This is a genomic window from Anaeromyxobacter dehalogenans 2CP-1, assembly GCF_000022145.1.
GTDB classification, from domain to species: Bacteria; Myxococcota; Myxococcia; order Myxococcales; family Anaeromyxobacteraceae; genus Anaeromyxobacter; species Anaeromyxobacter dehalogenans.
Window position 1 is genome coordinate 882,456 of record NC_011891.1, and the last position, 26,211, is coordinate 908,666.

Below are 26,211 nucleotides of genomic sequence, written 5' to 3' on the forward strand. Positions count from 1 at the left end.
CGGGTGCTGAAGGGCAGGCTCGGCCTCGAGACGGCGCGGATCCCGCAAGGCGACCGCCACGGCCTGCTCTGGCTGTCGCGCGGCAGCCTGTACGTCGAGGATGGGACGCTCCGCTTCCGCACCGCCGGCTGGGCCGAGCTCCCAGCCGGCGACTATGCCATACCGTTTCAGATGGTCACCGCCGTGCTCCTCGAGCCGGGGACCACCGTCAGCCACGACGCGCTCAGGCTGCTCGCGCGCCACGGGACGGGCCTCGTCGCCATCGGCGAGGAGGGCACGCGCTTCTACGCGAGCATGCCGTTCGGCCCGGACGCCTCGGCGCTCGCCCGCCGGCAGGTGATGGCGTGGGCGAGCGCCGCGGACGGTCGGTTGCGCGTCGCGCGTCGCATGTACGCCTGGCGCTTCGGCGAGGTTCTGCCCGACGAGGACATCACCGTCCTACGCGGTATCGAGGGTGCCCGGATGCGCGAGATCTACCGGCGCCTCGCAGAGCAGTACGGCGTTCCATGGTCCGGTCGGCGCTACGACCGGCAGCGCCCGGACCAGAACGATCCCGTGAACCAGGCGATCAACCACGCCGCGAGCGCGGTCGAGGCCGCGGCGCTCGTGGCCGTCGCCGTGACGGGGACGATCCCCCAACTCGGCTTCATCCACGAGGACTCGGGGAACGCGTTCGCCCTCGACGTCGCCGACCTGTTTCGCTCGGCGATAGCCCTCCCGGCCGCCTTCTCGGCCGTGCGGGAGTGTGCCAAGGATCCCCGCAAGCCACTCGAGCGCACGGCAAGGCGCGCCGCGGGTCGTCTCCTGCAGCAGAAGGACGTCATCCCCGAGATGATCGACCGCATCAAGGAGATGTTCGATGCCGATGACGGTCATCGTGACCCGTGACGTTCCGGATCGTTTTCGAGGCTTCCTCGCGTCGGTCGCGCTGGAGATCGCGCCCGGCGTCTATACGGCGCCGGACATGACTGCATCGGTGCGAGAGCGCGCGTGGACCGTTCTTGAGGACTGGCACCAGCATGCGCGCCAGGGCGCCGTCGTGATGACTTGGCCCGACGGCGCGGCGCCAGGCGGGCAGCGCGTGCTCGTTCTAGGGGACGCGCCGAGGGAGTTGTGGGTTGCAGACGGCCTGGTTCTGGCGCGCCGCGACGTTCCGACCGACTCCGGTGCGCCGTCGATCGCTCCGTGACAACTGAATAGGCGACCCAGGCTCGCAGGGAGCGGGCCTGGCTGCTATACCCAACTGTGTAAGAGGCTTCCCCGCGTGCGCGGGGATCGACCCCTGGACCGCGACATGCGCGAGGGGCTCGAGCGGGCTTCCCCGCGTGCGCGGGGATCGACCCCATGCCGAGTGCCGCTCGCCGGAGCGCCGGTCGGCTTCCCCGCGTGCGCGGGGATCGACCTCCGGGTTTGGGGGCTAAGTGAGGCCGGGCCTTGGCTTCCCCGCGTGCGCGGGGATCGACCCCCGTACCAGGCCCTGGTGGAGCCGCTCGACGTGGCTTCCCCGCGTGCGCGGGGATCGACCCGGGCGGGCCGGGCCGACAAAGGATGACGAGGCGGCTTCCCCGCGTGCGCGGGGATCGACCCCCTCGGCCCCACGCGGATCGCTGCTGGTGCGGGGCTTCCCCGCGTGCGCGGGGATCGACCCCTCAGGATTGCCAGGAAGCGTGCCGGACTAAGGGCTTCCCCGCGTGCGCGGGGATCGACCCGAGCGAATCACGGGGTGGCGCCCGGCACGACGGGCTTCCCCGCGTGCGCGGGGATCGACCCCCAGCCGACGTGCCGGGGATGCCGAACATTCCGGCTTCCCCGCGTGCGCGGGGATCGACCCCGCCCGGTCGCCGTGGTAGACGCGGATGAGGAGGCTTCCCCGCGTGCGCGGGGATCGACCCGGTCGTCGGTTCGCACGCCGCTCTCCATGTCGGGCTTCCCCGCGTGCGCGGGGATCGACCCTCTGCAACGTCCAGCCCGCTGCCGCCGGGGCTGGCTTCCCCGCGTGCGCGGGGATCGACCCTTCACGGGCGGGATCGACGTGACCGGGGACATGGCTTCCCCGCGTGCGCGGGGATCGACCCGTCGGCGAGCCGCCGCCGCCGGTGAACGCTCCGGCTTCCCCGCGTGCGCGGGGATCGACCGCGGAGCGCGCGGAGGCGGCCGAGCCGGCCCTGGGCTTCCCCGCGTGCGCGGGGATCGACCCGGGACCGAGTCGCGCGCCAAGTCCGTTGTCATGGCTTCCCCGCGTGCGCGGGGATCGACCTGCGGCCGCAAAACTGACAGGGCGCGGCGGTCAGGCTTCCCCGCGTGCGCGGGGATCGACCCGTGATCGCGCCGGTCGGGAAGAAGCGCCCGACGGCTTCCCCGCGTGCGCGGGGATCGACCCCCGGCCTCGTCCACGATCGCGAGGTCGGTCCCGGCTTCCCCGCGTGCGCGGGGATCGACCCTGGCAGATCGATAACGCCCGCTCCGCCGACTGGGCTTCCCCGCGTGCGCGGGGATCGACCCGGAAGATCGCGGCGACCGCGTAACAGAGAGAGGGCTTCCCCGCGTGCGCGGGGATCGACCCTCCTTCGCCAGCTCGGTGAGGTCGGCGCCGGCGGCTTCCCCGCGTGCGCGGGGATCGACCCGCGTACCTGGGCGTGCTCGGGCGGCTCTACTCGGCTTCCCCGCGTGCGCGGGGATCGACCCGGTGGACGGATCATCACTGATGGGGCGGGCGGGGCTTCCCCGCGTGCGCGGGGATCGACCCGCTCGCCTTGTTCGGGAACCGCAGGTCGAGCCGGCTTCCCCGCGTGCGCGGGGATCGACCCCGGAATCAGCTTCCGGGAGTCCTCGTGCTTCCGGCTTCCCCGCGTGCGCGGGGATCGACCCGCGGAGAGGCCGCCCTCTACGACCTGCAGGGCGGCTTCCCCGCGTGCGCGGGGATCGACCCTTGGGCGGCCCGCGCGCGCACCGACTCGTCCAGGCTTCCCCGCGTGCGCGGGGATCGACCCCGGAGCGCGACCCGGGCCTCGCTCGGCTGGTAGGCTTCCCCGCGTGCGCGGGGATCGACCCGAGGAGCCGCTCGGCGCGGAAGGCGACAGAGCGGCTTCCCCGCGTGCGCGGGGATCGACCCGCTCGGTAGAGCGCAGAGGCCTGCTTCGCGCTGGCTTCCCCGCGTGCGCGGGGATCGACCCCCGTCCGCCACCGGCAAGGTCGTCCTGAGCGGGGCTTCCCCGCGTGCGCGGGGATCGACCCAGCGCCGGGGTTTTCAAGCGGCCACCCCCTGCGGCTTCCCCGCGTGCGCGGGGATCGACCCGCCGTCTGGAACGGGAGGTACGGGATCGCCGTGGCTTCCCCGCGTGCGCGGGGATCGACCCGGGCAGAGCCACGGCACCTTGCGCAGCCCGCCGGCTTCCCCGCGTGCGCGGGGATCGACCCGCCTGGAACGTCTCGGCCGGCTCGACGTGGAAGGCTTCCCCGCGTGCGCGGGGATCGACCCTGAACTGGGGTCCCGAGCAGAAGCACGGGGTCGGCTTCCCCGCGTGCGCGGGGATCGACCCTCCCAGACGATCTGGCGCATCGCGGTGGCACCGGCTTCCCCGCGTGCGCGGGGATCGACCCGGCCCGTACACGTCCGGCCCGGCCAGCGCCGCGGCTTCCCCGCGTGCGCGGGGATCGACCCGGTGAGCCCGGCCGCGAGTATCACCGTGGGCGGGCTTCCCCGCGTGCGCGGGGATCGACCCGGCGTCTTCCCGCACCCCGGCATGCCCCACACGGCTTCCCCGCGTGCGCGGGGATCGACCCTTCGACTCCGCCACCGGCTGGACGCTGAACGCGGCTTCCCCGCGTGCGCGGGGATCGACCCGGGAACCAGGCCACCAGCCCGGGTGGCACGGTGGCTTCCCCGCGTGCGCGGGGATCGACCCGATCCGTGGCGTGCTTCGGGCGCTGCGCCGGGGGCTTCCCCGCGTGCGCGGGGATCGACCCCCCGGAAAGGTTCCAACCATGTCCGATTGCGGGGCTTCCCCGCGTGCGCGGGGATCGACCCCGTCGCTTCATCCCCACCGACCGCCAGGCGCTGGCTTCCCCGCGTGCGCGGGGATCGACCCGCGCGTCAGCCGTAGGAACGTCCGCAGTGACCGGCTTCCCCGCGTGCGCGGGGATCGACCCCGGGTCCTCCACGTCGATCTTCGTGGCCGCGAGGTGTCAAACGACAGGAGGAATTGACCCCCAAACGACAGAACTTCTGACCCCCTCCGCCTCGGGGTTCAGTTCGCCTTCTCGGCCCTGCCGAGCAGGCCCGCCTTGCGCTTCTGCTTCAGCCTGTAGCTCTCGCCCTGGATCATCAGCGTGAAGCTGTGGTGCAGGAGCCGGTCGAGGATCGCGGCGGCGATGAGCTGGAAGAACAGGTGCGCACTGCGCTTCTCGAACGGCAGGTACCCCAGCTCGTCCACGACGAGCAGCTTGGGCTTCGCGTAGAACGCGAGCCGCTCCGCGAGCTGGCCCTCGGTCTCGGCCTTCGAGAGCGCGCCCAGCAACGCCGTCGCGCTCGTGAAGAGCACGGTGTAGCCGGCTTCGACTGCGGCGCGCCCGAGCCCGATGGCGAGGTGCGTCTTGCCGACGCCGGGCGGGCCGAACACGAGCACGTTCTCCGCGTTCGCGACGTACCGGCTGACGGCGAGCTCGCGGACGAGCTTCTGGTCGACGCTCGGCTGGAACTTGAAGTCGAAGTCGTCGAGGGTCTTCACCGCGGGGAAGTGCGCGATCTGGATGCCCATCGCGACGCGCTTCCGCTGCTTCGCCCCGACCTCCTCGCGCAGGATCGTGTCGAGGAAGTCGAGGTACGTCGGCTCGCCCCGTGCCGCGGTCGAGAGCAACGCGTCGAGCTGCTCGCCGATGCGCCCGAGGCGGAGCCGGCCGAGGCTCTCGAGGACGCGAGCCCGCGTGATCTCGGTGCTCACGCGGCACCGCCGATCACGGCCGCGTAGTCGTCGAGCGTCCGTCCGAGCGCGGCGAGCGGCTGCGCGATGGGAACGAGGTTCTCAGCCGCAGGCCGGCGCCAGAGGCCGTCGAGGTGGGCCGGGTCGATCACCCGCGCGTGCGGCTCGAACGAGCGCGCGTGAACCGCTACGACGTCGCGGCCGTGGAAGATGCGAACCTCGTCGGCGGTGACGAGCGCCTCGACGCGGTCGCGCACGAGGCGGTGCGGAACGCTGTAGCGGACCGTGTCGATGTCGATGAGCGAGTCGTTCGCGACGCGCCGCTTCAGGCGACGGCCGTGCGTCGGGAGCGGCCGCGCGGGCAGCGACCTCAGTGCCTCGCGCTCGTCGCGCTCGAAGCGTTTCGCAGGGGCCTCGTGCGTCGTCCCGTGCACGCGGCCGTCCACGAGGAGCTGCCACGCGGATAGGTGGTCCTGCAGGTGCGCGAACGAGTTTAACCGCCGACCGGCGATCGCGTTTCGCTTCACGTACTTCACGCCGGACTCGGTCTTACCCTGGGTTCTGGCGCGGTATGGCTGGCAGGCGCGCGGCTGAACATCCCAGTCGCGGCAGAACGCGACATACGCCGGGTGGAAGATCACGGTCTGCGCCTCTCGGTTGCGGCCGGCGACGAGGCAGCGCGTGTTGTCGCCGAGAACCTCGAGCGGCACGCCGCCGAAGTGGCGGAACGCCGACGCGATCCCGTCGAGCCACTCGCCCTGACGCTCGTGCAGGAACGCCTTCACGAAGATCCGCCGCGAGTAGCTCAACACCGCGGCCAGGAAGTGCACCGTCACGCGCTCGTCGGCGATCCAGACCTGGCGCTCGCCGAAGTCGATCTGCATCTGCCGGCCCGGCGCGGTCTCGAACCGGACCGTCGCACCGTCGGCGGCGCGCTGCTCGCGCCGGGGTCCGCCACGGCACGCTGCACGGTCCTCACGCTCGCCTCAACGCCGCGCTCACCGAGCATCTGCGCGCCGACCACGGCGTTGCCCTCGGCCTCGCCCTCAAATAGCGCGACTGCTGCTGCTCGCCGGACGTCGGCGAGCCGCTGCTGTGAAGGGTGCCGTTGGAGATCGGCCACCGCGCCGCGCAGGTACCGACGCACCGTGTTGCGAGCCACGCCGAGTTCGCGCGCGATCCGCTTCGCGCCCCAGCCCTTACCCGCGAGGTCACGCATCTGCCTGACCGCCTCCGCCTCGACCATCGGCACCTCCGTCGTCGGGGGTGCCACGAATCCCATCTCGCTGCCCATCTCCGCCTCCTTGCTGAGGGCAGAGGGGGTCAGAAGTTGTGTCGCAAGGGGGTCAGTTATCCTGTCGCTCTACACGAGGCTTCCCCGCGTGCGCGGGGATCGACCCTTGTACGGGCCGTCGATGTCCGTCCCCAACGTGGCTTCCCCGCGTGCGCGGGGATCGACCCCTCCCGGTGATGAGCGTCGCGGCGCGGAACAGGGCTTCCCCGCGTGCGCGGGGATCGACCCGGATCGCCGAAGTTCCAGGCGGTGATCCGTAGGGCTTCCCCGCGTGCGCGGGGATCGACCGCGGGTGCCGGGCCGCGAGAACGCCCTGCACGTGGCTTCCCCGCGTGCGCGGGGATCGACCCGGAAGGAGAGAGAGATGGCGACGGATCGTGAAGGCTTCCCCGCGTGCGCGGGGATCGACCCCGCTTCCGGATCGAGCACACGCTTCGCCGCCTGGCTTCCCCGCGTGCGCGGGGATCGACCCCGCGAGTCCGGCAGCATCCTCGGCATCTACCGGGCTTCCCCGCGTGCGCGGGGATCGACCCTGCGGGGCGGCCACCTCGATCGCAACGTCTGGGGCTTCCCCGCGTGCGCGGGGATCGACCCTCGCTCGACCTCGACGGCGTGGTCACGCTGAAGGCTTCCCCGCGTGCGCGGGGATCGACCCCCCGGGCTCTTCGGCATGTCGCCGATCTGGGGGGCTTCCCCGCGTGCGCGGGGATCGACCCTTGGCATCAGCAGTCGGTGGACATCGACGCTGGGCTTCCCCGCGTGCGCGGGGATCGACCCTGGCGTCCGAGGCGCTTCGTCCCACCGGCCCGGGCTTCCCCGCGTGCGCGGGGATCGACCGGAGAGGGAGACCTTCACGGCGGCGCCGCGCCGGGCTTCCCCGCGTGCGCGGGGATCGACCCGCGCAGGAAGGCCAGCGGTGGGCGCAGGCGAAGGCTTCCCCGCGTGCGCGGGGATCGACCCCGGTGGACGAGCCGCCGGTCGCGGGTCCAGAGGGCTTCCCCGCGTGCGCGGGGATCGACCCGGGCTCGAGGACCTCGAGCAGCTCGCGCGAGAGGCTTCCCCGCGTGCGCGGGGATCGACCCGCGGGCAGGTAGGCCCACCCGCACTCGGCGCCGGCTTCCCCGCGTGCGCGGGGATCGACCCAAGCGGGTTCGGAACACACGGTCAGCGCTGATGGCTTCCCCGCGTGCGCGGGGATCGACCCGAAGAGGCGCTCTCTCCCGCGCAGGCGCGCGAGGCTTCCCCGCGTGCGCGGGGATCGACCCGTCGCCCACGAGAAGCGCCAGGAGGAGCTCAAGGCTTCCCCGCGTGCGCGGGGATCGACCGTTGTCCGCAGCCGGTCTGCTCCGCTACGTCGGGGCTTCCCCGCGTGCGCGGGGATCGACCCGATCTGGAGGGCCACGCGATCACGATCCGGCTGGCTTCCCCGCGTGCGCGGGGATCGACCCTCCTCCCGGTCGCCAGCGAACAGGTACGGACCGGCTTCCCCGCGTGCGCGGGGATCGACCCGAGTAGACGCGCGATGCGGTGGAGCGGCAGCGGGCTTCCCCGCGTGCGCGGGGATCGACCCGTGTCGATGATGGAGGCCCGGCGAACGCTGGGGGCTTCCCCGCGTGCGCGGGGATCGACCCACCTACTCCGTGATCAAGGCGCTGTTCCGCGAGGCTTCCCCGCGTGCGCGGGGATCGACCCTCGTCGGGGCTCCGGCCGGCCGGCAGCGGGCGGGCTTCCCCGCGTGCGCGGGGATCGACCCGCTCGGTAGAGCGCAGAGGCCTGCTTCGCGCTGGCTTCCCCGCGTGCGCGGGGATCGACCCGGCGCACGTCCCCCACCACCACCGAGAAGGAGGGCTTCCCCGCGTGCGCGGGGATCGACCCGAAGGCGCATCCCGCGATCTCGGTCGTCAGAGGGCTTCCCCGCGTGCGCGGGGATCGACCCGTGCACACCACCGCGGCGGCCGCCCACGCGCCGGCTTCCCCGCGTGCGCGGGGATCGACCCCGTGGAGGCCACCGTCGCCGCCGTCACGTCCCGGCTTCCCCGCGTGCGCGGGGATCGACCCCGCGCCGAGCCCGGGTCATTCCCCGACCACTGGGCTTCCCCGCGTGCGCGGGGATCGACCCGGGGTGAACCTGCTCACCGCGATGACGCACATGGCTTCCCCGCGTGCGCGGGGATCGACCCTCCGCGGAGCCAGGGCCCTGGACGACGCTGCCGGCTTCCCCGCGTGCGCGGGGATCGACCCGGGTCCCACATCCGGAAGGCGCTGTCCGACGCGGCTTCCCCGCGTGCGCGGGGATCGACCCCCGTCGAGCAGGTTGCGGAGGTCGGCGGTCGTGGCTTCCCCGCGTGCGCGGGGATCGACCCCGCCTCGACCACACCAGGCCGAAGACGCCGGCGGCTTCCCCGCGTGCGCGGGGATCGACCCGTCGTGGACGGGCGTGACCGGGAGCGGATACCGGCTTCCCCGCGTGCGCGGGGATCGACCCGGCCGGGCCGGGTCCTCCGCGCCGAAGTAGGCGGCTTCCCCGCGTGCGCGGGGATCGACCCAGCAGCCCGCGGCCGCCCGTCGCGAGGTGGTGGGCTTCCCCGCGTGCGCGGGGATCGACCCTGGCGCAGGTAGGACGGCAGCGTGGCGCTCGGGGCTTCCCCGCGTGCGCGGGGATCGACCCTCGACAAGGCGCTGCTCGCGATCTTCGCCGAGGGCTTCCCCGCGTGCGCGGGGATCGACCCAGCGCGCCTCCACCCGGCGGCGTCCACCGGGGGGCTTCCCCGCGTGCGCGGGGATCGACCCGGCGTGGACCCGAGCCGGCGCGGCTTCCTGTCGGCTTCCCCGCGTGCGCGGGGATCGGCCCGAGTACGAGGACGCCAACCTCGTCGCAGCCAAGGCTTCCCCGCGTGCGCGGGGATCGACCCCCGTCCGCCACCGGCAAGGTCGTCCTGAGCGGGGCTTCCCCGCGTGCGCGGGGATCGACCCTTCCTGACGGCGACGCTGGACGTCGTGGACGAGGCTTCCCCGCGTGCGCGGGGATCGACCCTCAGCGTCTCGCCGACGACGCCCGCCGCGTCGGGCTTCCCCGCGTGCGCGGGGATCGACCGTCGGCCGTGAAGCGCTTCCGCTCGCCCTGGCGGGCTTCCCCGCGTGCGCGGGGATCGACCCTTGTACGGGCCGTCGATGTCCGTCCCCAACGAGGCTTCCCCGCGTGCGCGGGGATCGACCCTCCTCGTGGCGTTCGGCCCGGACCCGGACGGTGGCTTCCCCGCGTGCGCGGGGATCGACCCCCGAGGTCAATCGTCTCGTCGCTGAACATCTTGGCTTCCCCGCGTGCGCGGGGATCGACCCATCAGCGCCACGTTCGCGAGGACCTGGACGGCGGCTTCCCCGCGTGCGCGGGGATCGACCCATGCGCGAGAGGAGCGAGCCGCGGATGAGCGTGGCTTCCCCGCGTGCGCGGGGATCGACCCGAGGTCCAGCGTGTCCTGGGCCGGCGCGGAACGGATTCCCCGCGTGCGCGGGGATCGGCCCTTCTTCGCCCCGGTGGTCGAGCACGGCTTCACGGCTTCCCCGCGTGCGCGGGGATCGACCCGGGAGGACGTTCATCAGCACGACCCGGAGCCCGGCTTCCCCGCGTGCGCGGGGATCGACCGTGGCGCGCGACGCCGGCGCTCGCGCGCGCGTTGGCTTCCCCGCGTGCGCGGGGATCGACCCACGCGCGACTTGCCGGTGCCCGGCCGGCCGCAGGCTTCCCCGCGTGCGCGGGGACCCGGCGCGACGGCGCTCATCGTCGACGCGGACGTGGCTTCCCCGCGTGCGCGGGGATCGACCCCGCCCCACGTCGAGCCGTTAGCCGGTCCAGCCGGCTTGTCGAGCGACACGTAAACTGACCCCCTGCGAGAGCTCGCGGCGAAGGGCTGGGGAGCGATGCGCATCGCCCGCGATCTGGGACTGGCCCGCAAGACGGTCAGGCGTTACCTGCGAGGCGGCCCTGCCGCCGACGTCCAGGAGCGGCCGACGGCGCGTCGCCTCGACGACTCTGCTCGGGAGGAGGCGCTGGCGCTCTTCGACGGCGAGGCCGACCGCAACGCGGTCGTCGTGGCCGACATGCTCGCGCAACGAGGCGTAGATGCGAGCATCCGGACGGTGCAGCGGGCGTTGGCGCGGCGGACCTCGCCACGGTGCGGTTCGAGACCGCGCCGGGTCGGCAGATGCAGATGTACCTCGGCGAGCGCAAGGTCTGGTCGCCGGCGCGCAGGTCACGGGTGCACTTCCTCGTCGCACTGCTGAGCTACTCGCGGCGGATGTTCGTGAAGGCGTTCCTGCACGAGCGCAGGGCGAGTGGCTAGACGGGATCCCGTCGCCGTTCCAGCACTTCGGGGGCGTGCCCGCCGAGGTCCTGGCGACAACGCTCGGTGCCTCGGGGCGCGACCGCGACCGCGCCGCGCAGACGGTGACCTTCCACCCGACCTACGTCGCGTTCTTGCGCGACTGGGACGTCCAGCCTCGGGCCTGTCGGCCGTATCGGGCCCGCACCAAGGGCAAGACCGAGTCCAGCGTGAAGTTCGTGAAGCGCAATGCCATCGCCGGTCGACGGTTCGACTCGACGGCGCATCTCGAGGCGCACCGCGCGCTCGTATGGGGGGCAGAGCTTCCTGTCGTTTGACAGGTCTCCCCGTCTGCGGCGGGGAGTCCCGCTGTTGTCGTCCTTTTGCAGCTCATTGCGCGGGGCTTCGACGTGTGCGCGTGAACCGGACGCGACGTGTACCGACCGAGTAGGAGGCCAACGGCAGATGCGTGCGTGCGCGCCTGTAACGTCGCTCTCCCGCTCGCCCTTGACGACGAGCCGCAACCAGCGGCCGGCCCCAGCCCACCGCAACGGCGACGCCGGTCCCTTCTCCCAGTCCCGCAGCGCCAGAGCAACCCCCCGCGCCCTCGCCCTGCTGCCCACCAGCATGCCGGCGACCAGACAGCCCAACCGGGCCACATCTGCAGCGCTCGACCTTGTCACACCGCGCGCTCCCCGCTCGTCTTGCCGGTAAATCGACGGAACGGGAGACGACACATGCTGAAGTGGCTGATCCGGAGGCAACTCACCGCATTCGAGCAGAAGTACGGCTACGACGCGGGCTACGTCCACGAGCTGCTGGACACCGACTTCAAGGCGTTCCGTATGTACATCCGGGCGGCGAAGCTCGCGTACTACACGCGCGACGTCCCGGAGGCGGTGCACTTCTGCGTCGGGATCGTCGTCACGGCGAGCGAGGACTGCGGGCCGTGCACGCAGCTCGGGGTCACGAAGGCGCTCGAGCGCGGCGTGCCGGCGGACGTGCTCCAGGCGGTGCTCTCGAACGACCTGGCGCGGATGCCGGAGGACGTGCGGCTGGGCGTCCGCTACGCGCGCGCGGTGCTCGCGCACGCGCCGGAGGCGGACGGGCTGCGCGAGGAGATCGTGGCGCGCTGGGGCCCGCGCGCGCTCATCGCGCTGGCGTTCGCGGTCAACGCGGGCCGGCTCTACCCGACGTTGAAGTACGCGATGGGCCACGGCAAGTCGTGCCAGCGCGTGCACGTCGGCGACCTGCCGGTCGCGGTGGTGCGGGGGGCGGCGGCGTGACCGGCGCGGCCAGGGATTTCGAGCCGCACCGGCCGGATCTGGTGCAGGTCGCCTACCGGATGCTGGGCTCGGTGGCCGAGGCGGAGGACGTGGTGCAGGACGCGTTCCTGCGCTGGAACGCCGCGCCGCGCGACGGGGTCGAGTCGCCGCGCGCGTTCCTCATCTGCACGGTCACGCGGCTCTGCCTCGACCGCCTGAAGTCCGCGCGCACGCAGCGGGAGGAGTATGTCGGGACCTGGCTGCCGGAGCCGCTGGTGGAGGCGGAGGGCACGGGGCTGGCGCACGACCTCTCGATCGCGCTGCTCGTCACCCTGCAGCGCCTCTCGCCGCTCGAGCGCGCCGCGTTCCTGCTCCACGACGTGTTCGACATGGAGTTCGCGGACGTCGCGGGCGTGCTGGCGCGCTCCGAGGCCGCGGTCCGCCAGCTCGCGGCGCGCGCGCGGGGGCACGTGCGCGAGGCGAGGCCGCGCTTCCGCGCGTCCGACGAGGAGGCGCGGCGACTCGCCGACGCCTTCCAGGCGGCGCTGACGAGCGGCGACCTCGGGACGCTCTCGAGGCTGCTCGCGGAGGACGCGGTGTTCTACGCGGACGGCGGCGGCAAGCGCGCGGCGGTGCTCCAGCCGATCGAGGGCCGGGCCGCCATCGTGGAGTTCCTCTCGAAGATCGTGAAGCACCCCTCGTTCCCGGGCGCGAAGGCCTACCAGCGCGCCTGGATCAACGGCATGCCCGGATTCGTGGTGCACGGTCCCGAGGGCGTCGAGACCCTGGCGATCGAGATCGGCGACGGGCGCGTGGTGGGGATCTACGCCGTCCGCAACCCGGACAAGCTCCGCCACCTCTCGTAGGCGTGCCTGCGGGCTCGCACGAGTCTCACGACCTGCCCGCGTTGGCTCGGGCGGGGCGGCGCGGCGGGCTGCGCGCGCACCCCGCCGGATCACGAGACGGCGCCGGCGTCCTCGGCGTGCGTGCGGGGCGCGTCGAACAGGGCGACGCAGGATTGGCACGTCACCTGGCGCGGATGCTTGGTGGATCGGCGATCGGGACCGCTCTCCCCGCAGGCGATGGCGTGCGTGCGCGTGTCGTAGAAGTGGACGAGCGAGGCTGGGGTCTGCGACTGGGCGTTCATGGGCTCCCTCCGGGCCGGCTTGTCGGGAGCGGCGTGCTCCGGCGCAGGCTGCGGTCGCCCTTCAATCTGGACACGGACCGGCCGGCGTGCCGAGGCGGGCGCCGCCGCGCGGGTCCTCGGCGCGGCACGACGGGGCGTCCACGTATTCGTCAGGCGCGGCACGACCTCGCCGACGAACGGCGGTTCGCGCCGGCGGAGGCGGGCGTCAATCGCGTTCGCGAGCGCTCGGCCGGTCCGCCCAGCGCGTGTGAGGGGAACGGCCGTACCGGGCGCCCGCTCCGCGCCGGCACGCCTCGCGCGCGCTCCTCCGTGGTTCACGAAGAGTGTCAGAGGCGCGTGCGACGATTCGCGCATGGACGCCGCTCCTCTCGCCGGCCTCGGGGCCGCGGACCTGCCGGGCACCGCCGCGGCGGAGCACGCGTTCCTGCCGCTTCGCGAGCTGGTTCCGTACAGTCGCGCGGACCTGGACCGCTGGTTCCGGGGTGGCGAGCCGGAGGCGGACGAGCTCGAGCGAATGCTGGCGTGGGCGTCGCGGGGGCGCGGCGCGATCGACCTCGCCGTCGCCGAGGGGCTGGCGGCGCTCTGCCGGGGCGAGCGGCTCGCGTCCCTCGGCTTCCACCTCGACGACTACGCGCGCGAGGTCCTCGAGATCGGGAAGCGCGCGGCGGAGGGCCTGGCGCGGCTGGGCGCGGGGCTGCGCACGCGTCCGCGCCTGCGCGAGGCGCTGCGGTCGGGGCGGGTGGGGCTCCGCGCGGCGGAGACGGTGCTCGCGGTGGCGTCCGGCGACGCGGAGGCGTTCTGGGTGGAGCGCGCGGCCCGGCAGACGGTCCGCGAGCTGGAAGACGCGGTGCGGCGGGCGGGGGGCGCCGGACCGGACGACGCGGACGAGGCGTGGGTGACGCTGCGCACGCAGCTGCCCGAGGCCGAGCGGATCGTGGTGGACGCCGCCCTGGAGGCGGCGGGGCGGATCATGGCGGGCTCGACCCGGTCCGAGCGGCTGGAGGCGCTGGCGCAGGAGTACCTGGCGGAGTTCTCGACGGACGGCGACCGCGACGGCGCGCGCCTGCTGGGGCCGGAGCTCCGGACTTCGGCGGCGGGCGAGCGGTCGCGCCGCGCGGCGCTCGAGGCCGAGCCGGAGCGCTGGCCGCTGCTCCCGCCGGTGGAGGACTGGCCGGCGCCGGACGTCCGCTTCGACGAGAGCGCGACCGCGCAGGAGATCGACCGGGCCCTCCGCGCGCTCGCGGCGGCGCGCTCCACGCTGGAGGACGTCATCGGCGACTGCGCGTACGCGGTCCGCCGGAGCGGCATGCACCTGCGCCTCGGCTTCGCCAGCTTCCGCCATTACGTGGAGGAGCGGCTGCGCCTCCCGCCGCGCGCGGTGGAGCAGCGCGCCGAGCACGAGGAGCGGCTGGCGCGGTCGGCCGGGCTCCGCGAGGCGCGCCGGCAGGGGGTCTCCTACGAGCGGCGGCGGATCCTCGCCCGGCTGCCGGAAGACGAGATCGCGTCCTGGATCCCGCGGGCGAAGGCGATGACCTGCGTGGCGCTCCGGCGCGCGGTGGAGGGCGAGCGGGAGCGGCAGCTGCGTGCGCACCGCAAGGTCTCGGTCCCGCTGCCCCGCCGGGTGGCGGTGCTCCTCGCCGCGGCCTTCGAGACCGTCCGGAAGCGCGTGGGACGCCTCGTGCCGGCCGGATCGTGCCTCGCCATCCTGGGCGCGCACTTCCTGGGGCAGTGGGGGGACGTGCTGAAGGGCTCGCCGAGCCGCTCACAGCGCGTGCGGGAGCGAGACCTGGGCTGGTGCCAGGTCCCGGGCTGCAGCCACCGCGCGGCCCACGCGCACCACGTGCTGTTCCGCTCGCAGGGCGGCGGGGACGAGGCGGAGAACCAGGTGGCGCTCTGCGCCTTCCACCACCTCCGCTGCGTCCACGGCGGCCACCTGACCGTCTTCGGGCGCGCGCCGGACGCCCTCATCTGGCTGCTGAATGGCGCGCCGTTCACGGGGACGGGCGCGTAGGGGCGCGCCCGCGAGCGGCGGCGCTCACGGGCGCCCGGCGCCGCTCACCGCTGCCAGTCGCCGTCGCGGTCGTGGCCGTGGCGGTCGTCGTCGCCCTCGCCGATCCGGATCTCCTTCGCGTGGATCTCCGCGGCGTCGATCCAGTCGGCGTTGAGCTCCTTCACGTAGATCACGTCGGCCTCGAGCTCCTCGGCCTCGATGCGCCCGCCGCCGTGCTTGCGCATGCCGCGCTTCCACTGGTCGTCGCGCACCATGCGGCCGATGCGCCCCTCGTACGCGCGGACCTCCTTCGCGTAGATGACGCGGGCGCGCACGTACCCGGCGTTCAGCTCCTTCGCGCGCACCACGTTCGCGGGGGCGTAGCGCGGCGGCGGCGGGGGCGGCGCGGGCCGGTACTCGGGCGGTGGAGGCGGCGGGCCGGGGCGGTACTGCGGGGGCGGCGGAGGGGGAGGCGGGGCGGCCTCCACCGGCTGCCAGTTCCGGTAGCGGCCGGGCGCGAGCGTCACCAGCACCCGCGGCACGATGCGCGGCTCGACCATCACGAACGCGGCGCGCGGAGACTGCGCGCGGTACCAGCGGTCCTCGCGGCGCAGCCAGTACCACCCGCCCTGGTGGAACACCTCGTCCTGGTACTCGGGCACCACCTGGACGCCGGGCTGGATCACCACCAGGCGCGGGGAGATGGGCAGGTCGATGCGGAGCTGGGCGCGGACCTGCGCGCGGGCCGGCTGCGGGAGCAGGGGCAGCGCCAGGGCGAGCGCCAGGACGAGGCGGGTGGGGGTCATGGCGGCGCACTCTAGCCGCGTCCCGCGTTCACGGGAACGGGGCGGGGCGGGGCCGAGGTTCACGATAGGTGCCGAGAGGTGCGTGCGTGGCGGCGCGGGTGCGAGCGCGGCCGCCGCCGCGGTCGGCTCGCAGGCGCCGGTCTACGCCGCGGCGCCCTCGACCACGAGCTTGCCGACGTACGTCGCCGGTCCGCAGCGCGGCGATGGCCTCGTTCGCGCGCTCGAAGGGATAGGTCCGCGCGATGGCGGGGCGGAGCCGGTGCAGCGCCACCAGCCGGTTGAGCGCCTCGAACGTCTCGCGGCTGCCCACGCTGATCGCCTGGATGCGCGCGCCGCCGTTCCCGGTGCACGCGCTGTACGCGCCGAACCGCCACCTGCTGCCGAAGGTCCGCACGCTCCTCGATCACCTCTCCGAGGTGCTCGAGCGCAGGCGCCCGCGCGTCGGCCGGCGCCCGGCCGCGGGCTGACGGCCGCGCGCCGCGCTCCGCCGCGTTCAGAGCGCGTGAATCCATCCCCGGACCGAGCCAGGCAGTCGAGCCGCGAGCAGCGCGAGGCGCGACGACCGAGCATGCCCGTCGGCATGTGAGGGAGGAGCAACGAAGCGATGCGACGCGGATCGGCCGCCGCGGCGACGGGAGGGGATGGGTTCACCTGCTCTCAGCCCCGCGTGTCCTGGCGGGGAGCTCCGACCGCGTCCTCGGCGTCCCCGGGCCCGGCTGCCGGGGCGGGCGCGGGCGTCGGGGCGGCGGGCCTCTTGCCGAGCTCGCGCCGGTACATGTTCAGCACCGTCACCAGGAACGTCACCACGAGCGGGCCGAGGATGAGGCCGATGCCGCCGAACGCGGCCAGGCCGCCGAGCAGCGCGAAGAACACCACGCCGCCGTGCAGCGCCATCCCGCCCTTCAGCAGGTAGGGGCGCGCCACGTTGTCCACGAGCGACACCACCGCCGCGCCCCAGATCGCGAGGAAGATCCCGGACACGGTGTGGCCGGTGGCGAGCTGCAGCGCCGCGACCGCCAGCACCATGGCGGTCGCGCCCACCGCGGGGATGAGCGCCACCACCAGGGTGAGGACCGCCAGGAAGATCGGGTTGGGCGCGCGCGCGATGAGGTACCCGGCGAGCGCGGTCACGGTCTGGATCCCGGCGGTGGCGGCGGTCGCGGCCACGACCGACAGCGTGGTGCGCCGGAAGTCCTCCACCAGCGTCCGGAACTGACCCGCCCGCAGCGGCACGCGCGCGTCCACCCAGGCGATGAGCCGCTGCCCGTCCACCAGGAAGAAGAACAGCGCGATGAGCATCAACACCGTCTGCAGCACGAACGTGCCGGTGGCGGCGAGCACCCCGCCCACCGCGGCGGCGGCCTGCCCGCCCTGCCCGGCGAGCTGCTGGAGCTGGCGCTCCGGATCGCCGAGCGCGGTGACGGCGCGGTGGGCGAGCTCCTCGATCGGCCCGGGCAGGCGGCTCACCAGCCCCCAGACCCCCTCGCTCTGGAGCGCGCTGCGCAGCCACTGGATCCCGTCCACCGCCTCGCGGATCAGCACCGCGCCGAGCGCGGCGACCGGGACGACCCCCGCGAGCAGCACGCCCGCCGTGAGCAGCCCGGCGGCGAGCGCGCGGCGCCCGCGCAGGCGCGCCGACAGCCACTCCATCCAGCGCCGGAGCGCCGCGGTCAGCACCGCGGCCAGGAAGAACGCCACCCAGAACGGCTTCACCATCCAGCCGGCGAGGAACAGCGCCAGCACCAGCAGGGCGAGGAGCAGCCGGCGGGCGTGCAGGTCGCTGTCGGGCGTGGCGGTCACCGGCTCTCCTGGGCGTTCAGAAGTTCGCGAACACACGCTGCGGGGGGATGCCGGCGCCGGCGAGGACCCGGCGCACGTCGTCCACCATGGCGGTCATCCCGCTCACGAACGCGACCGTCTCCTCCGGCGGCGTGCCGCCGAACGCGAGCACCCGGGCCACCTCCTGCACGCGGCCGCGCACGCCGGGCCAGGCGTCGTCCTCGCCGGAGGGACAGAGCACCACCCGGACCCCGCCGCGCTCCCAGGCCACGTGCTCGGCGCGGTACGCGAACTCGGCGCCGTGGCGCTGGCCGTAGAACAGCGTCGCGCGCCGGAACGCGTCGCGGTGCGCGAGCACGTGCTGCACCACCGCGCGGATGGGGGCGATGCCGGAGCCGGCGGCGAACAGGAGCACGTCGCGTCCGGCGGCCTCCTCGACCGGGAACCCCTTCCCGAACGGCTCGGTGAGGGCGAGCGTCGCGCCGGGCGCGGCCGCCGCGATGGCGGCGTCGGCCACCTTGCCGCCGCGCTTCAGGAGCAGGTCCACCACCGCGTCGGGCGACGGCGCGCTCGCCAGCGCGAAGAAGCCCTCACCGGCCGGCGTCCGGACCTTCACCACCTGTCCGGGCGCGCGGTGGGCGCGCGCCAGCGCGGGGGGCAGCGCCAGGCGGATGCCGCGGAACGGCGCCGTCTCGTCCCAGGCGGCGAGGACGGGCACCTCGGTGTAGAGGGTCGGGCCGAGCATTCGCGCGAAACCTATCACCGAAGCGGCGTCAGGGCGCGCTCCGCCGCGCCCGCTCGGCCGGGGCGTGCGGCCAGCCGGCCGCGCCCGCCGCAGGGAGGTCCGCGCGCCGCAGGCAGCCCTTCCGCAGCGCCGGGAGCGGGTAGAACGTGCCGCGCCACACCACGCCGCCGCGCCACGCGGCCGCGGCGGCGCTGGCGAGCAGCACGACCCCGAGCAGCACGGTGCAGGGCGGCATGAGCAGCCCCTCGGCGCCGCCCCCGCCCGCCACCCGGCGGGCGGTGACGCCGAGCACGCCCACCGACACGGCGAGCGCGAGCCCGCCGAGCGCCCGGGCCGCGCCGCCCTGCGCGGCGAGCGCGAGGGCGAGGGGCGCCGCGCCCAGGAACAGGGCCCAGAGCGCCACGCCCAGCGCTCGGGCCACCCGGTACTCCGCGCCGGCGAACGCGTTCTTCACCAGCCCGAGCACCGACGGGACGAAGCCGTGCTGCCAGCGGACCGACACGAGCGGGCCGCCGTTCACCAGCCCCTGCGGCACGCCGCTGCGGCGCAGCAGGAGCCCGAGCTTCACGTCGTCCACCACCTCGAGCCGCAGCCGCGCGTGCCCGCCCACCGCCTCGTACGCGTCGCGGCGGACCAGGTTGAACGCGCCCACCCCGGCGAACCCGCGCGTCCCGGCGCGCGGCAGCTCCCAGGCGCGGAACGCCCCGGCCGCGAACGCGGCGAACGCCGCCACGAACGCGCGCTCCAGCGCCCCGGGGGCGACGAAGCGCGGCACCGCGGCGAGGTGGCCGAGCCCGAGCGCCTCGGCGTGGCCGACGGCCCGGCGCAGCGCCCCCGGTCCGAGCACCACGTCGCCGTCGGTGAACAGCAGCCACTCGCCCCGCGCGCGCCGCGCCCCGGCGGCGCAGGCGTGGTTCTTCCCCAGCCAGCCGGCGGGCAGCTCGCCCACGTGCACGACCGCGAGGCGGGGCTCGGCGGCGGCGAGCCGGTCGAGGATGGCGCCGGTCTCGTCGCGGGAGCGGTCGTCCACCGCCACCACCTCGAGGCCGGCCAGGTCCTGCGCCAGCAGCGAGCGCACCGCCCGCTCGACGTGCGGGGCCTCGTCGCGGCACGGCACGACCACCGAGACGCGCGGCACCACGCGCGGCGCGGGGAGGTCCTCGAGCCGGGCCAGCGCGCGATCGCTGCGGAGACCGCTCCACGCCACCCGCGCCCACCCCGCGAGCGCCAGCGCCACGAGCGCGAGCACGAGCGCGCTCACGCGGCGGGCCCGCCCTCCGGGGCCGGCCCGGCATCCGCCGCCGGCGCGCGGGACCCGGCGCGCGCGGCGGCGGCAGGGAGGTCGTCGAGGTCGAGCAGCCAGCCGTCCCGCGCCGCGAGGGTGGGCACCCCGGTGCGCCGCGAGATCTCGAGCGCGGCGGCGTCCGCCTTCCGCGGCGGGAGCTGCATCCCGAGGTGCGTGAGCACCGCCAGGCGCGGCCGCACCGCCGCCACCAGCCGCTCCGCGTCGTCCGCGCCGAGGTGCAGGTAGCGGCGGTCGCCCCCGCGCAGGCGGGTGGTGTTCACCAGCAGGAGATCCACCCCGGCGTACGCCTCCGGCAGCGCGTCCATCCAGAACGTGTCCACCACGTGGCCGGCGCGGAGGCCGGGCGCGGAGAGCAGGTATCCGTACGTCTCGACCCCGTGGTCGTGCGCGACCGGCGTCTCGAGCGTCACCCCGGGCGCGAGCGCGTGCCGCACGCCGGGCGCGAGCACGCCGACGCGCGCCGGGAACGCCTGCGCGTAGCGGAACACCACCGGCTCGGTCTCGAGCGCGTCGCGCGGCGCGAGCAAGGTGCCCCGCGGCGAGAACCCGCCCCGCGTCATGGCCTCCACGACGGCGGTCGCGTCGCCGGCGTGATCGAGGTGCCGGTGCGTGATCACCAGCGCGTCCACCTTGGCGGGATCGACCTTCGGTCGCGAGGAGAGCGCGCGCACCAGCGCGCCGGGGCCGGGGTCGACCCAGATCGTGGCGCCGTCGAGCGACCAGACCAGCCCGCCGGAGTGGCGGAGCTGGGTGGACACGGCGAAGCGCGCGCCGGCGGTGCCGAGGAACTTGAGCGTGCGGTGCGCGGGCGGGATCACGCCGCGATCATAAGCGCGCGGCCGCGGGCGGGCACGCGCCGCCCGCGTCGCGATCAGAACGTCAGGAGGGAGTGGACCTTGGCGTGCCCGAGCTGGCGCGCGCCGTTCAGGAAGGAGAGCTCGGCCAGGAACGCGTAGCCGAGCAGCTCCGCGCCCTGCCGGACCACCAGCCGGCCCGCCGCGCCGGCGGTGCCGCCGGTGGCGAGCACGTCGTCCACCACCAGCACCCGGTCGCCGGGCCCGATGGCGTCGATGTGCAGCTCCAGCGCGCCCTCGCCGTACTCCAGCGCGTAGACCTCGCGGATGGTCTCCCAGGGCAGCTTCCCCGGCTTGCGCACGATGGTGAAGCCGGCGCCGAGCGCGTAGGCGATGGGCGCCGCGAAGATGAAGCCGCGCGACTCGATCCCGATCACCTTGTCGACGCGCTCGCCCTTCCAGCGCTCGACGAACGCGTCGATCACCTCGCGGAAGGTGTGCGGATCCGAGAGGACCGGGGTGATGTCCTTGAAGACGATCCCCTTCTTCGGGAAGTCGGGAACGTCGCGGATCCTGGCGCGGACGGCGTCCATCATGGGGGCGCACCTTACCACGGGATCCGCGCCGACCTCAGGGGAGGAAGAGCAGCGGGTTGCGCGGCCGCGTGCCTTCGCGCACCTCGAAGTGCAGGTGCGGGCCGGTGGTGCGGCCGGTCTGGCCCACGCGCGCGATGGGCTGCCCGCGGTCGACCCGCGCGCCCTCCTTCACCAGCACCTCGGAGTTGTGCGCGTACAGCGTCACCAGCCCGCCGTCGTGGCGCAGGATCACCACCGCGCCGTAGCCGGCCTGCTCGCCGGCGTAGATGACGCTGCCGTCCGCCGCGGCCAGCACCGGGGTCCCCTCCGGCGCCGCGACGTCGATGCCGTCGTGCCGCTGGCCGGCGCGGACGCCGTAGCGCCCGTACAGCACGCCCTTGAGCGGCCAGCCGAGGCGCGACGGGGCGCCCTGGCGGACGACCGGCGGCCCGTCGTCGGCGTCGCGCGGCGGGGCCGCCACGATCTCGGCGCGGCCGGGGGCGGGGCCCCGCGCCGCGGCGGGCGCGGGCGCGGCGGACGCGACCGCCGGGGAGGGCCTCGCCGTGGTGGGCGCCGCGGGAGCGGGGCCGGCGGGCATGGGGCCGGGGTAGGGCGTCACCTCGGCGGGCGCGCTCGCGCCGGGCACGAACAGCTCCGTCCCGACGGCCACGTTGCGCGGATCGGCGATGCCGTTCGTCTCCATCAGGTCGGCCGGGTCGATCCCGTACGCGCGGGCGATCCGGTACAGCGTCTCGCCCCGCCGCACCACGTGGACGATCCCGGCCAGCGCCGGCTCGTCGTGGCGGGCCGGCGCCTGGAGCGGGATGGGCAGTGGCCGGGCCGCGGGCGGCGAGGGGCGGATCACCGGCGGCTTCGCGGGGCAGCCGGTGAGGAGCGCGAGCGCCGCGGCGGCGAGTGCCGCCCGGCGGATCACGGGGCCGGCTCCTTCTCGTAGCCGGGCACGGTCCAGCTGCGGAGCTCCTGGAACATCGGATCGTGCGTGCCGTCGAGGTGGAGCGGCGTCACCGCCGCGAGCCGCTCCAGCAGCACCGTGTTGCAGTCGGAGCCGGGGATGTCCTCGTTGTGGACGCGCCCCTCGCCGCCGATCCAGTAGTACTTGCGGCCGCGAGGATCGGTCTTCTCCACCACCTCGTTGCCATAGGTGCGCCGGCCGAGCCGCGCGAAGCGGTAGCCGCGCACCGGGCCGGGCGGGACGTTCACGTTGAGGAGCACGGGCGCGGGCGGCGGCCGGGCCACCACCTGCCGCGCGAGCGCCGCGGCGAACCGGGCCGCCTCGCCGAAGTCGTGCGGGGGCGGCGCGGCGAGCGACACCGCGATCGCGTTCACGCCCAGCAGCGCGCCCTCCATCGCCGCCGCCACCGTGCCGGAGTACAGCACGTCGTTGCCGAGGTTCGGGCCGTGGTTGACGCCGGAGACCACCACGTCCGGGCGGGCGTCGCGCAGCACCAGGTTGAGCCCCATGTACACCGCGTCGGTGGGCGTCCCGTCCACGGCGTACCAGCGCGGCGCGACCTCGAGCAGCCGGAGCGGCCGGTGCAGCGAGATGGCGTGCGACGAGGCGGACTGCTCGCGGTCCGGCGCCACCACCCAGACCTCGTCACCGTGGAACGCCTCGGCGAGGGCCTTCAGGCCGGCCGCGTGGACGCCGTCGTCGTTCGAGAGCAGGACCCGCACGCGCGAGAATCTACCACCATCGCCGCGGGCCGCCAGGCGACGCGTTCCGCGATCTCGTCGGAGCGCGTCGCCGCCGCCGGCGCCGCGATCAGCCCAGGCGATCGAGCTCCGCCGCGATGGCGCCGGCGAGCGCCCGCGCGGCGCTCACGGTGCGAGGCTCGACCTGCGCGAGCGCACGGCGCACCGCGTGCTCGACGGTGCCGCCCTTCAGCGCGTTCACCTCGCGCCCGCGCCGCGTGAGCCGGAGGAGCACGCGCCGCGCGTCGCAGGGGTCCGCCACGCGCTCGAGCAGCCCGCGCCCGGCGAGCCGCTTCAGCACGCCGGTGAGCGTGCTCGGGTGCAGGTGGAGGATCGCGGCAAGCTCGCCTGCCGAGATGCCCGGGTAGCGGCCGACGATCCGGATCACCAGCCGCTGCGGGCCGGTCACCCCGTGGCGCGCCTCCATCCGCTTCGACGCGGACTGCAGCGCGTGGTCCATGCTCCACAGCGCGCCCATGAACTCGAGCACCGGTCCGAGGTCGGCCCCGTCCGGCCGATCGCGCTGCTCGGCGCCGCGTGCCTCGGCGCCGTTCTTCTGCGGCTTCCCACCCATGGCGTCAGTCTGTCCCGTCTGGGGCGTTCGTCCAAGCCGAAAGTCGCACCTGAATCACCCGTTTGGCGCATCCGCACCGGGCTCCATGTCGCCTTGTGGTCCTCGGAAGGGTGGTGTCGAATGCGGCGACTGGGTGCTCGTCGGGGGACCGCACCAATGGATCGTCGGGAGTCACCGCAGGCGGCCGCGCCGGAGGCGTGGGAGTCCGAGCGCGCCGCCCGCCAGACCGCGGAGGCGGCGGCGGCGCGGATCGCGCGCCTGCAGGCCGCGACCGCGGCCCTGTCCGGCGCGCGCACGCCCGACGAGGTGGCCGAGGTGGCGCTGCGGGAGGGCATCGCGGCGCTCGGCGGAGCCCACGGCTTCCTGCTCGTGCCGGGGCGGGGTGGACTGCTGGACGTGCTCCGGTCCGCCGGCGTGCCGGACCCGGTGGCGCACGCCGCGGGCAGGCTCGACCACACGCCGGCCACCGACGCGTGGCGGAGCGGGGAGCCGGTCCTGGTGACGAGCGACGCCGAGCTCGCCGCGCGCTACCCGGTGGTCGCCGAGCTGCGCCGGCAGGTGGGCGTGCTCGGTGGCCTCGCCGCGCTGCCGCTCCGGGTCCGCGACCGCGTCATCGGCGTCCTCGCGGTCTCGTTCCAGGGCGACCAGGCGTTCGCGCCGGAGGCGCGCGCCTTCGCCGAGGCGCTCGCCGCCCAGGCGGCGCAGGCGCTCGACCGGGCCCGGCTGCTGATCGCGGAGCGGGTGGCGCGCGCCGCGGCGGTGGCGGCGCAGCAGCGGCTCGCGTTCCTGGATGCGCTCGCGGCGCTGCTCGCGGATCGGCTCGACGAGGCGGAGCTGCTGGACGGCGTGGTCCGGACCGCCGTGCCGACGATGTGCGAGTTCGCGGCGGTGCTGCTCCCGGACGCCGGGGGCGCGCTCGTGCCGGTGGCGCAGGCCGACGCGGCCGGGCTGGGACCGCGCGCGCTGGCGCTCGTCGCGGAGCGGCAGGCCGGGCTCGAGGCGGTGGTGTCCGGCGGTGCGCCGCTCGTGGTCGGGCCACGCGAGGGGGACTCCCGGCCGATGACGGTGGCGGCGGCGGGCCTGTCGGTGCAGGGCCGGAGCCTGGGCGCGCTCGTCGCGGCGAGCGCCGATCCCTCCCGCTGCCGCGGCCCCGCCGACCTGGCGCTGCTCGCCGACGTGGCGCGGCGCACGGCGCTGGCGCTCGCGCACGCGCGCCTGTTCCGGGAGGTGCAGCGCGGCGCCGAGGCGCGCGAGGAGTTCCTGCACGTCGCCTCGCACGAGCTGCGCGGCCCGCTCGGCAACCTGCGCCTGGCGGTGGACCTGCTGGCGCGCGACGTGCGCGCCGAGCGGGGCAGCGCGCTCGACGGCCGCCTGCGCAAGGTGGCGCGACAGGCCGAGCGGCTGGCGCGCCTGTCCGACCTGCTCCTCGACGTCTCGCGCATCTCGGCGGGCCGCATCCAGCTCCAGCCCGAGCCGGCCGACCTCGCCCAGCTCGCGCGCGACGCGGTGGCGCGCGCGGGCGACGAGGCGGAGGAGGCGGACTGTCCGCTCGTGCTGGACGCGCCGGCGCCGGTGCCGTGCACGGTCGACGTCCAGCGCCTGGACCAGGTGATCACGAACCTGCTCTCGAACGCCATGAAGTACGGGCGGGGCGGCGAGGTGCGGGTGGCGGTGCGGGCCGACGAGGGGCGGGCCGTGCTGGAGATCGCCGACCAGGGGATCGGCATCGCGCCCGAGCACCAGGCCCGCATCTTCGAGCGCTTCGAGCGCGCCGCCCCGGCCCGGCAGTACCCGGGGCTCGGGCTCGGGCTCTGGATCGTGCGCAAGCTGGTGGACGCGCACGGCGGGACGGTGCGCCTGGACAGCGCCCCGTCCCGGGGCGCCACCTTCACGGTCGAGCTGCCCCTCGACCGCGGCTGACGGCCCCGCCGCCGGCAGGAGGAGGCCGCGTGCCGCTCGCCATCGACTCGACCGCGTTCGCCGCCGGGGCCGAGATCCCCGCGCGCCACACCTGCGAGGGCGAGGACCTCTCGCCGACGCTCCGCTTCTCCGGCGTGCCCGCCGCCGCGCGCGCGCTGGCGCTGGTGGTGGACGATCCCGACGCGCCGGATCCGGCTGCGCCGCGCACGGTGTGGTCGCACTGGATCCTCTACGACCTGCCGCCGGCCACCCCCGGCCTGCCGGAGGGCGTCCCGCCCGACGCGCTGCCGCCCGGGACGCGCGAGGGGCTGAACGACTCGAAGCGCACCGGCTACGGCGGGCCCTGCCCGCCCATCGGCCGGCACCGCTACTTCTTCACGCTCTACGCGCTCGACGCGCCGCTCGGCGACCTGGGCCGCCCCACCCGCGCGCGCGTGCTCGAGGCGATCCGCGGGCACGTGCTCGAGCAGGCCCAGCTCATGGGCACGTACCAGAAGCGCGGGCGCTGACCCGCCGACGCTACATCCGGACCCGGCCCAGCTCGTCCACCACCGTGGCGTGCTCCTCGCGCAGCCACTCGTCGGTGCGCAGGCGGACCGCGTCCTCGTGCGTGCCCCCGCGCATCACGATCCAGGGCTGCTGCGCCAGCGCCGCGTCCACGTAGATGGGCAGCCCGAACACGCCGAGCGGCGGCTCGGCGCCGGCCTCGCACGGCTCGAAGCGGTTCGCGAAGGCCGTCTCCGGCACGAACCCGGCGTGCGCAGCGCCGCTCACGCTCCGCAGCACGTCGAGGTCGACCACGCGATCCGCGCCCACCACCGCGAGCGCCATGGCGCCGTCGAGGCTCACCACCACCGTCTTCGCCACCCGCGTCCCGCTCACGTGCTCCGCGGCGGCGAGGCGCTGCGCCGCCACCGCGCGCAGGTGGATGGTGTGCGCGCAGCCGGGGTGGTGCGCGCGCAGGTACCGGTCGATGCGCTCGGGGATCATGGCGCCCTCCTGTCCGTACGCGTTGACCCATATCCAGCCCGCCGCCCGGGCGGGAGGCGCCCAGGTGGAACCCCA

21 protein-coding genes, 2 pseudogenes and 2 CRISPR repeat arrays are annotated in these 26,211 nt (G+C 75.1%); of the genes and pseudogenes, 9 read left to right on the forward strand and 14 right to left on the reverse strand.

Annotation, left to right across the window (positions count from 1 at the left end; all coding sequences use genetic code 11):
- Positions 1–3: 3 nt before the first annotated feature.
- On the forward strand, positions 4–888 hold the full coding sequence (gene cas1e / locus A2CP1_RS03910) for a type I-E CRISPR-associated endonuclease Cas1e (RefSeq protein ID WP_012632157.1): 885 nt from the start codon (positions 4–6) through the stop codon (positions 886–888).
- Positions 866–1,189 carry a type I-E CRISPR-associated endoribonuclease Cas2e gene (gene cas2e / locus A2CP1_RS03915; RefSeq protein ID WP_245529975.1) on the forward strand — a complete coding sequence of 108 codons (324 nt, stop codon included), beginning with the start codon at positions 866–868 and terminating at the stop codon, positions 1,187–1,189. The genes cas1e and cas2e overlap by 23 nt, the downstream gene beginning before the upstream one ends.
- A 64-nt stretch (positions 1,190–1,253) precedes the next feature.
- Positions 1,254–4,149: direct repeats of the CRISPR family, unit length 29 nt; unit sequence GGCTTCCCCGCGTGCGCGGGGATCGACCC.
- A 98-nt stretch (positions 4,150–4,247) separates the two neighbouring features.
- On the opposite strand, the gene A2CP1_RS03920 is transcribed toward cas2e, so the two are convergent.
- The gene (locus A2CP1_RS03920; protein ID WP_012632159.1) at positions 4,248–4,940 is read right to left on the reverse strand and encodes an ATP-binding protein; all 693 of its coding nucleotides are present in this window, start codon (positions 4,938–4,940) and stop codon (positions 4,248–4,250) included.
- Positions 4,937–6,213: pseudogene (istA, locus tag A2CP1_RS03925) on the reverse strand (IS21 family transposase). Before istA (A2CP1_RS03925) ends, A2CP1_RS03920 begins: the two are co-directional and overlap by 4 nt.
- Positions 6,214–6,290: 77 nt before the next feature.
- A CRISPR array of direct repeats spans positions 6,291–10,036; the repeat unit is 29 nt; unit sequence GGCTTCCCCGCGTGCGCGGGGATCGACCC.
- 95 nt (positions 10,037–10,131) lie between these two features.
- Here istA (A2CP1_RS03925) and istA (A2CP1_RS22890) point away from each other — a divergent pair.
- From istA (A2CP1_RS22890) to A2CP1_RS03940, 3 genes and pseudogenes are all read left to right on the forward strand, one after another.
- Positions 10,132–10,837 (forward strand): annotated as a pseudogene (gene istA, locus A2CP1_RS22890) (IS21 family transposase); the annotation flags it as partial.
- 432 nt (positions 10,838–11,269) lie between these two features.
- Positions 11,270–11,818 carry a hypothetical protein gene (locus tag A2CP1_RS03935; protein ID WP_012632163.1) on the forward strand — a complete coding sequence of 183 codons (549 nt, stop codon included), beginning with the start codon at positions 11,270–11,272 and terminating at the stop codon, positions 11,816–11,818.
- The gene (locus A2CP1_RS03940) at positions 11,815–12,663 is read left to right on the forward strand and encodes a sigma-70 family RNA polymerase sigma factor (protein WP_012632164.1); all 849 of its coding nucleotides are present in this window, start codon (positions 11,815–11,817) and stop codon (positions 12,661–12,663) included. The genes A2CP1_RS03935 and A2CP1_RS03940 overlap by 4 nt, the downstream gene beginning before the upstream one ends.
- 89 nt (positions 12,664–12,752) lie before the next feature.
- Here A2CP1_RS03940 and A2CP1_RS03945 read toward each other — a convergent pair whose 3' ends face one another.
- A complete protein-coding gene (locus tag A2CP1_RS03945; RefSeq protein WP_012632165.1) occupies positions 12,753–12,944 on the reverse strand; it encodes a hypothetical protein in 192 nt (63 codons plus the stop codon).
- A 352-nt stretch (positions 12,945–13,296) separates the two neighbouring features.
- On the opposite strand from A2CP1_RS03945, the gene A2CP1_RS03950 reads away from it, so the two are divergent.
- Complete coding sequence (locus tag A2CP1_RS03950) at positions 13,297–14,955, forward strand: HNH endonuclease signature motif containing protein (RefSeq protein WP_012632166.1); 1,659 nt, start codon at positions 13,297–13,299, stop codon at positions 14,953–14,955.
- Positions 14,956–14,999: 44 nt separating this feature from the next.
- Here the strand turns inward: A2CP1_RS03950 and A2CP1_RS03955 are convergent, their stop codons facing one another.
- Both A2CP1_RS03955 and A2CP1_RS24050 read right to left on the reverse strand, forming a co-directional pair.
- A complete protein-coding gene (locus A2CP1_RS03955) occupies positions 15,000–15,740 on the reverse strand; it encodes a hypothetical protein (RefSeq protein WP_012632167.1) in 741 nt (246 codons plus the stop codon).
- A gap of 28 nt (positions 15,741–15,768) precedes the next feature.
- Complete coding sequence (locus A2CP1_RS24050; protein ID WP_218917132.1) at positions 15,769–16,050, reverse strand: zinc-binding dehydrogenase; 282 nt, start codon at positions 16,048–16,050, stop codon at positions 15,769–15,771.
- Here A2CP1_RS24050 and A2CP1_RS23590 point away from each other — a divergent pair.
- Positions 15,983–16,207, forward strand: a complete 225-nt coding sequence (locus A2CP1_RS23590; protein ID WP_012632168.1) for a type 2 periplasmic-binding domain-containing protein — start codon at positions 15,983–15,985, stop codon at positions 16,205–16,207. The two genes, A2CP1_RS24050 and A2CP1_RS23590, sit on opposite strands and share 68 nt — an antisense overlap.
- A gap of 190 nt (positions 16,208–16,397) precedes the next feature.
- Here the strand turns inward: A2CP1_RS23590 and A2CP1_RS03965 are convergent, their stop codons facing one another.
- From A2CP1_RS03965 to A2CP1_RS04000, 8 genes are all read right to left on the reverse strand, one after another.
- The gene (locus A2CP1_RS03965) at positions 16,398–17,540 is read right to left on the reverse strand and encodes an AI-2E family transporter (protein WP_012632169.1); all 1,143 of its coding nucleotides are present in this window, start codon (positions 17,538–17,540) and stop codon (positions 16,398–16,400) included.
- 16 nt (positions 17,541–17,556) lie between these two features.
- The gene (locus A2CP1_RS03970; RefSeq protein ID WP_012632170.1) at positions 17,557–18,264 is read right to left on the reverse strand and encodes a ferredoxin reductase domain-containing protein; all 708 of its coding nucleotides are present in this window, start codon (positions 18,262–18,264) and stop codon (positions 17,557–17,559) included.
- A 28-nt stretch (positions 18,265–18,292) separates the two neighbouring features.
- Positions 18,293–19,525: a glycosyltransferase family 2 protein gene (locus A2CP1_RS03975; RefSeq protein WP_012632171.1), complete on the reverse strand. Its 1,233-nt coding sequence runs from the start codon at positions 19,523–19,525 to the stop codon at positions 18,293–18,295.
- On the reverse strand, positions 19,522–20,388 hold the full coding sequence (locus tag A2CP1_RS03980) for an MBL fold metallo-hydrolase (protein ID WP_012632172.1): 867 nt from the start codon (positions 20,386–20,388) through the stop codon (positions 19,522–19,524). Before A2CP1_RS03980 ends, A2CP1_RS03975 begins: the two co-directional genes overlap by 4 nt.
- A gap of 53 nt (positions 20,389–20,441) precedes the next feature.
- The gene (locus tag A2CP1_RS03985) at positions 20,442–20,960 is read right to left on the reverse strand and encodes an adenine phosphoribosyltransferase (RefSeq protein ID WP_012524861.1); all 519 of its coding nucleotides are present in this window, start codon (positions 20,958–20,960) and stop codon (positions 20,442–20,444) included.
- Between the two features lie 34 nt (positions 20,961–20,994).
- Positions 20,995–21,873: a LysM peptidoglycan-binding domain-containing M23 family metallopeptidase gene (locus A2CP1_RS03990; protein WP_012632173.1), complete on the reverse strand. Its 879-nt coding sequence runs from the start codon at positions 21,871–21,873 to the stop codon at positions 20,995–20,997.
- A complete protein-coding gene (gene surE, locus A2CP1_RS03995) occupies positions 21,870–22,634 on the reverse strand; it encodes a 5'/3'-nucleotidase SurE (RefSeq protein ID WP_012632174.1) in 765 nt (254 codons plus the stop codon). Before surE ends, A2CP1_RS03990 begins: the two co-directional genes overlap by 4 nt.
- Positions 22,635–22,722: 88 nt before the next feature.
- Entirely contained in the window at positions 22,723–23,226 is a 504-nt protein-coding gene (locus A2CP1_RS04000) for a MarR family winged helix-turn-helix transcriptional regulator (protein WP_012632175.1), read from the reverse strand.
- A gap of 156 nt (positions 23,227–23,382) precedes the next feature.
- Here A2CP1_RS04000 and A2CP1_RS04005 point away from each other — a divergent pair, with 156 nt between their 5' ends.
- Together A2CP1_RS04005 and A2CP1_RS04010 are read left to right on the forward strand one after the other, a co-directional pair.
- Positions 23,383–25,146, forward strand: a complete 1,764-nt coding sequence (locus A2CP1_RS04005; RefSeq protein ID WP_012632176.1) for a sensor histidine kinase — start codon at positions 23,383–23,385, stop codon at positions 25,144–25,146.
- Between the two features lie 29 nt (positions 25,147–25,175).
- Positions 25,176–25,655, forward strand: a complete 480-nt coding sequence (locus tag A2CP1_RS04010; protein ID WP_012632177.1) for a YbhB/YbcL family Raf kinase inhibitor-like protein — start codon at positions 25,176–25,178, stop codon at positions 25,653–25,655.
- Between the two features lie 10 nt (positions 25,656–25,665).
- Here A2CP1_RS04010 and A2CP1_RS04015 read toward each other — a convergent pair whose 3' ends face one another.
- Positions 25,666–26,136, reverse strand: coding sequence for an aminoacyl-tRNA deacylase (locus A2CP1_RS04015; protein WP_012632178.1), 471 nt, complete (start codon positions 26,134–26,136; stop codon positions 25,666–25,668).
- Positions 26,137–26,211 lie beyond the last annotated feature (75 nt).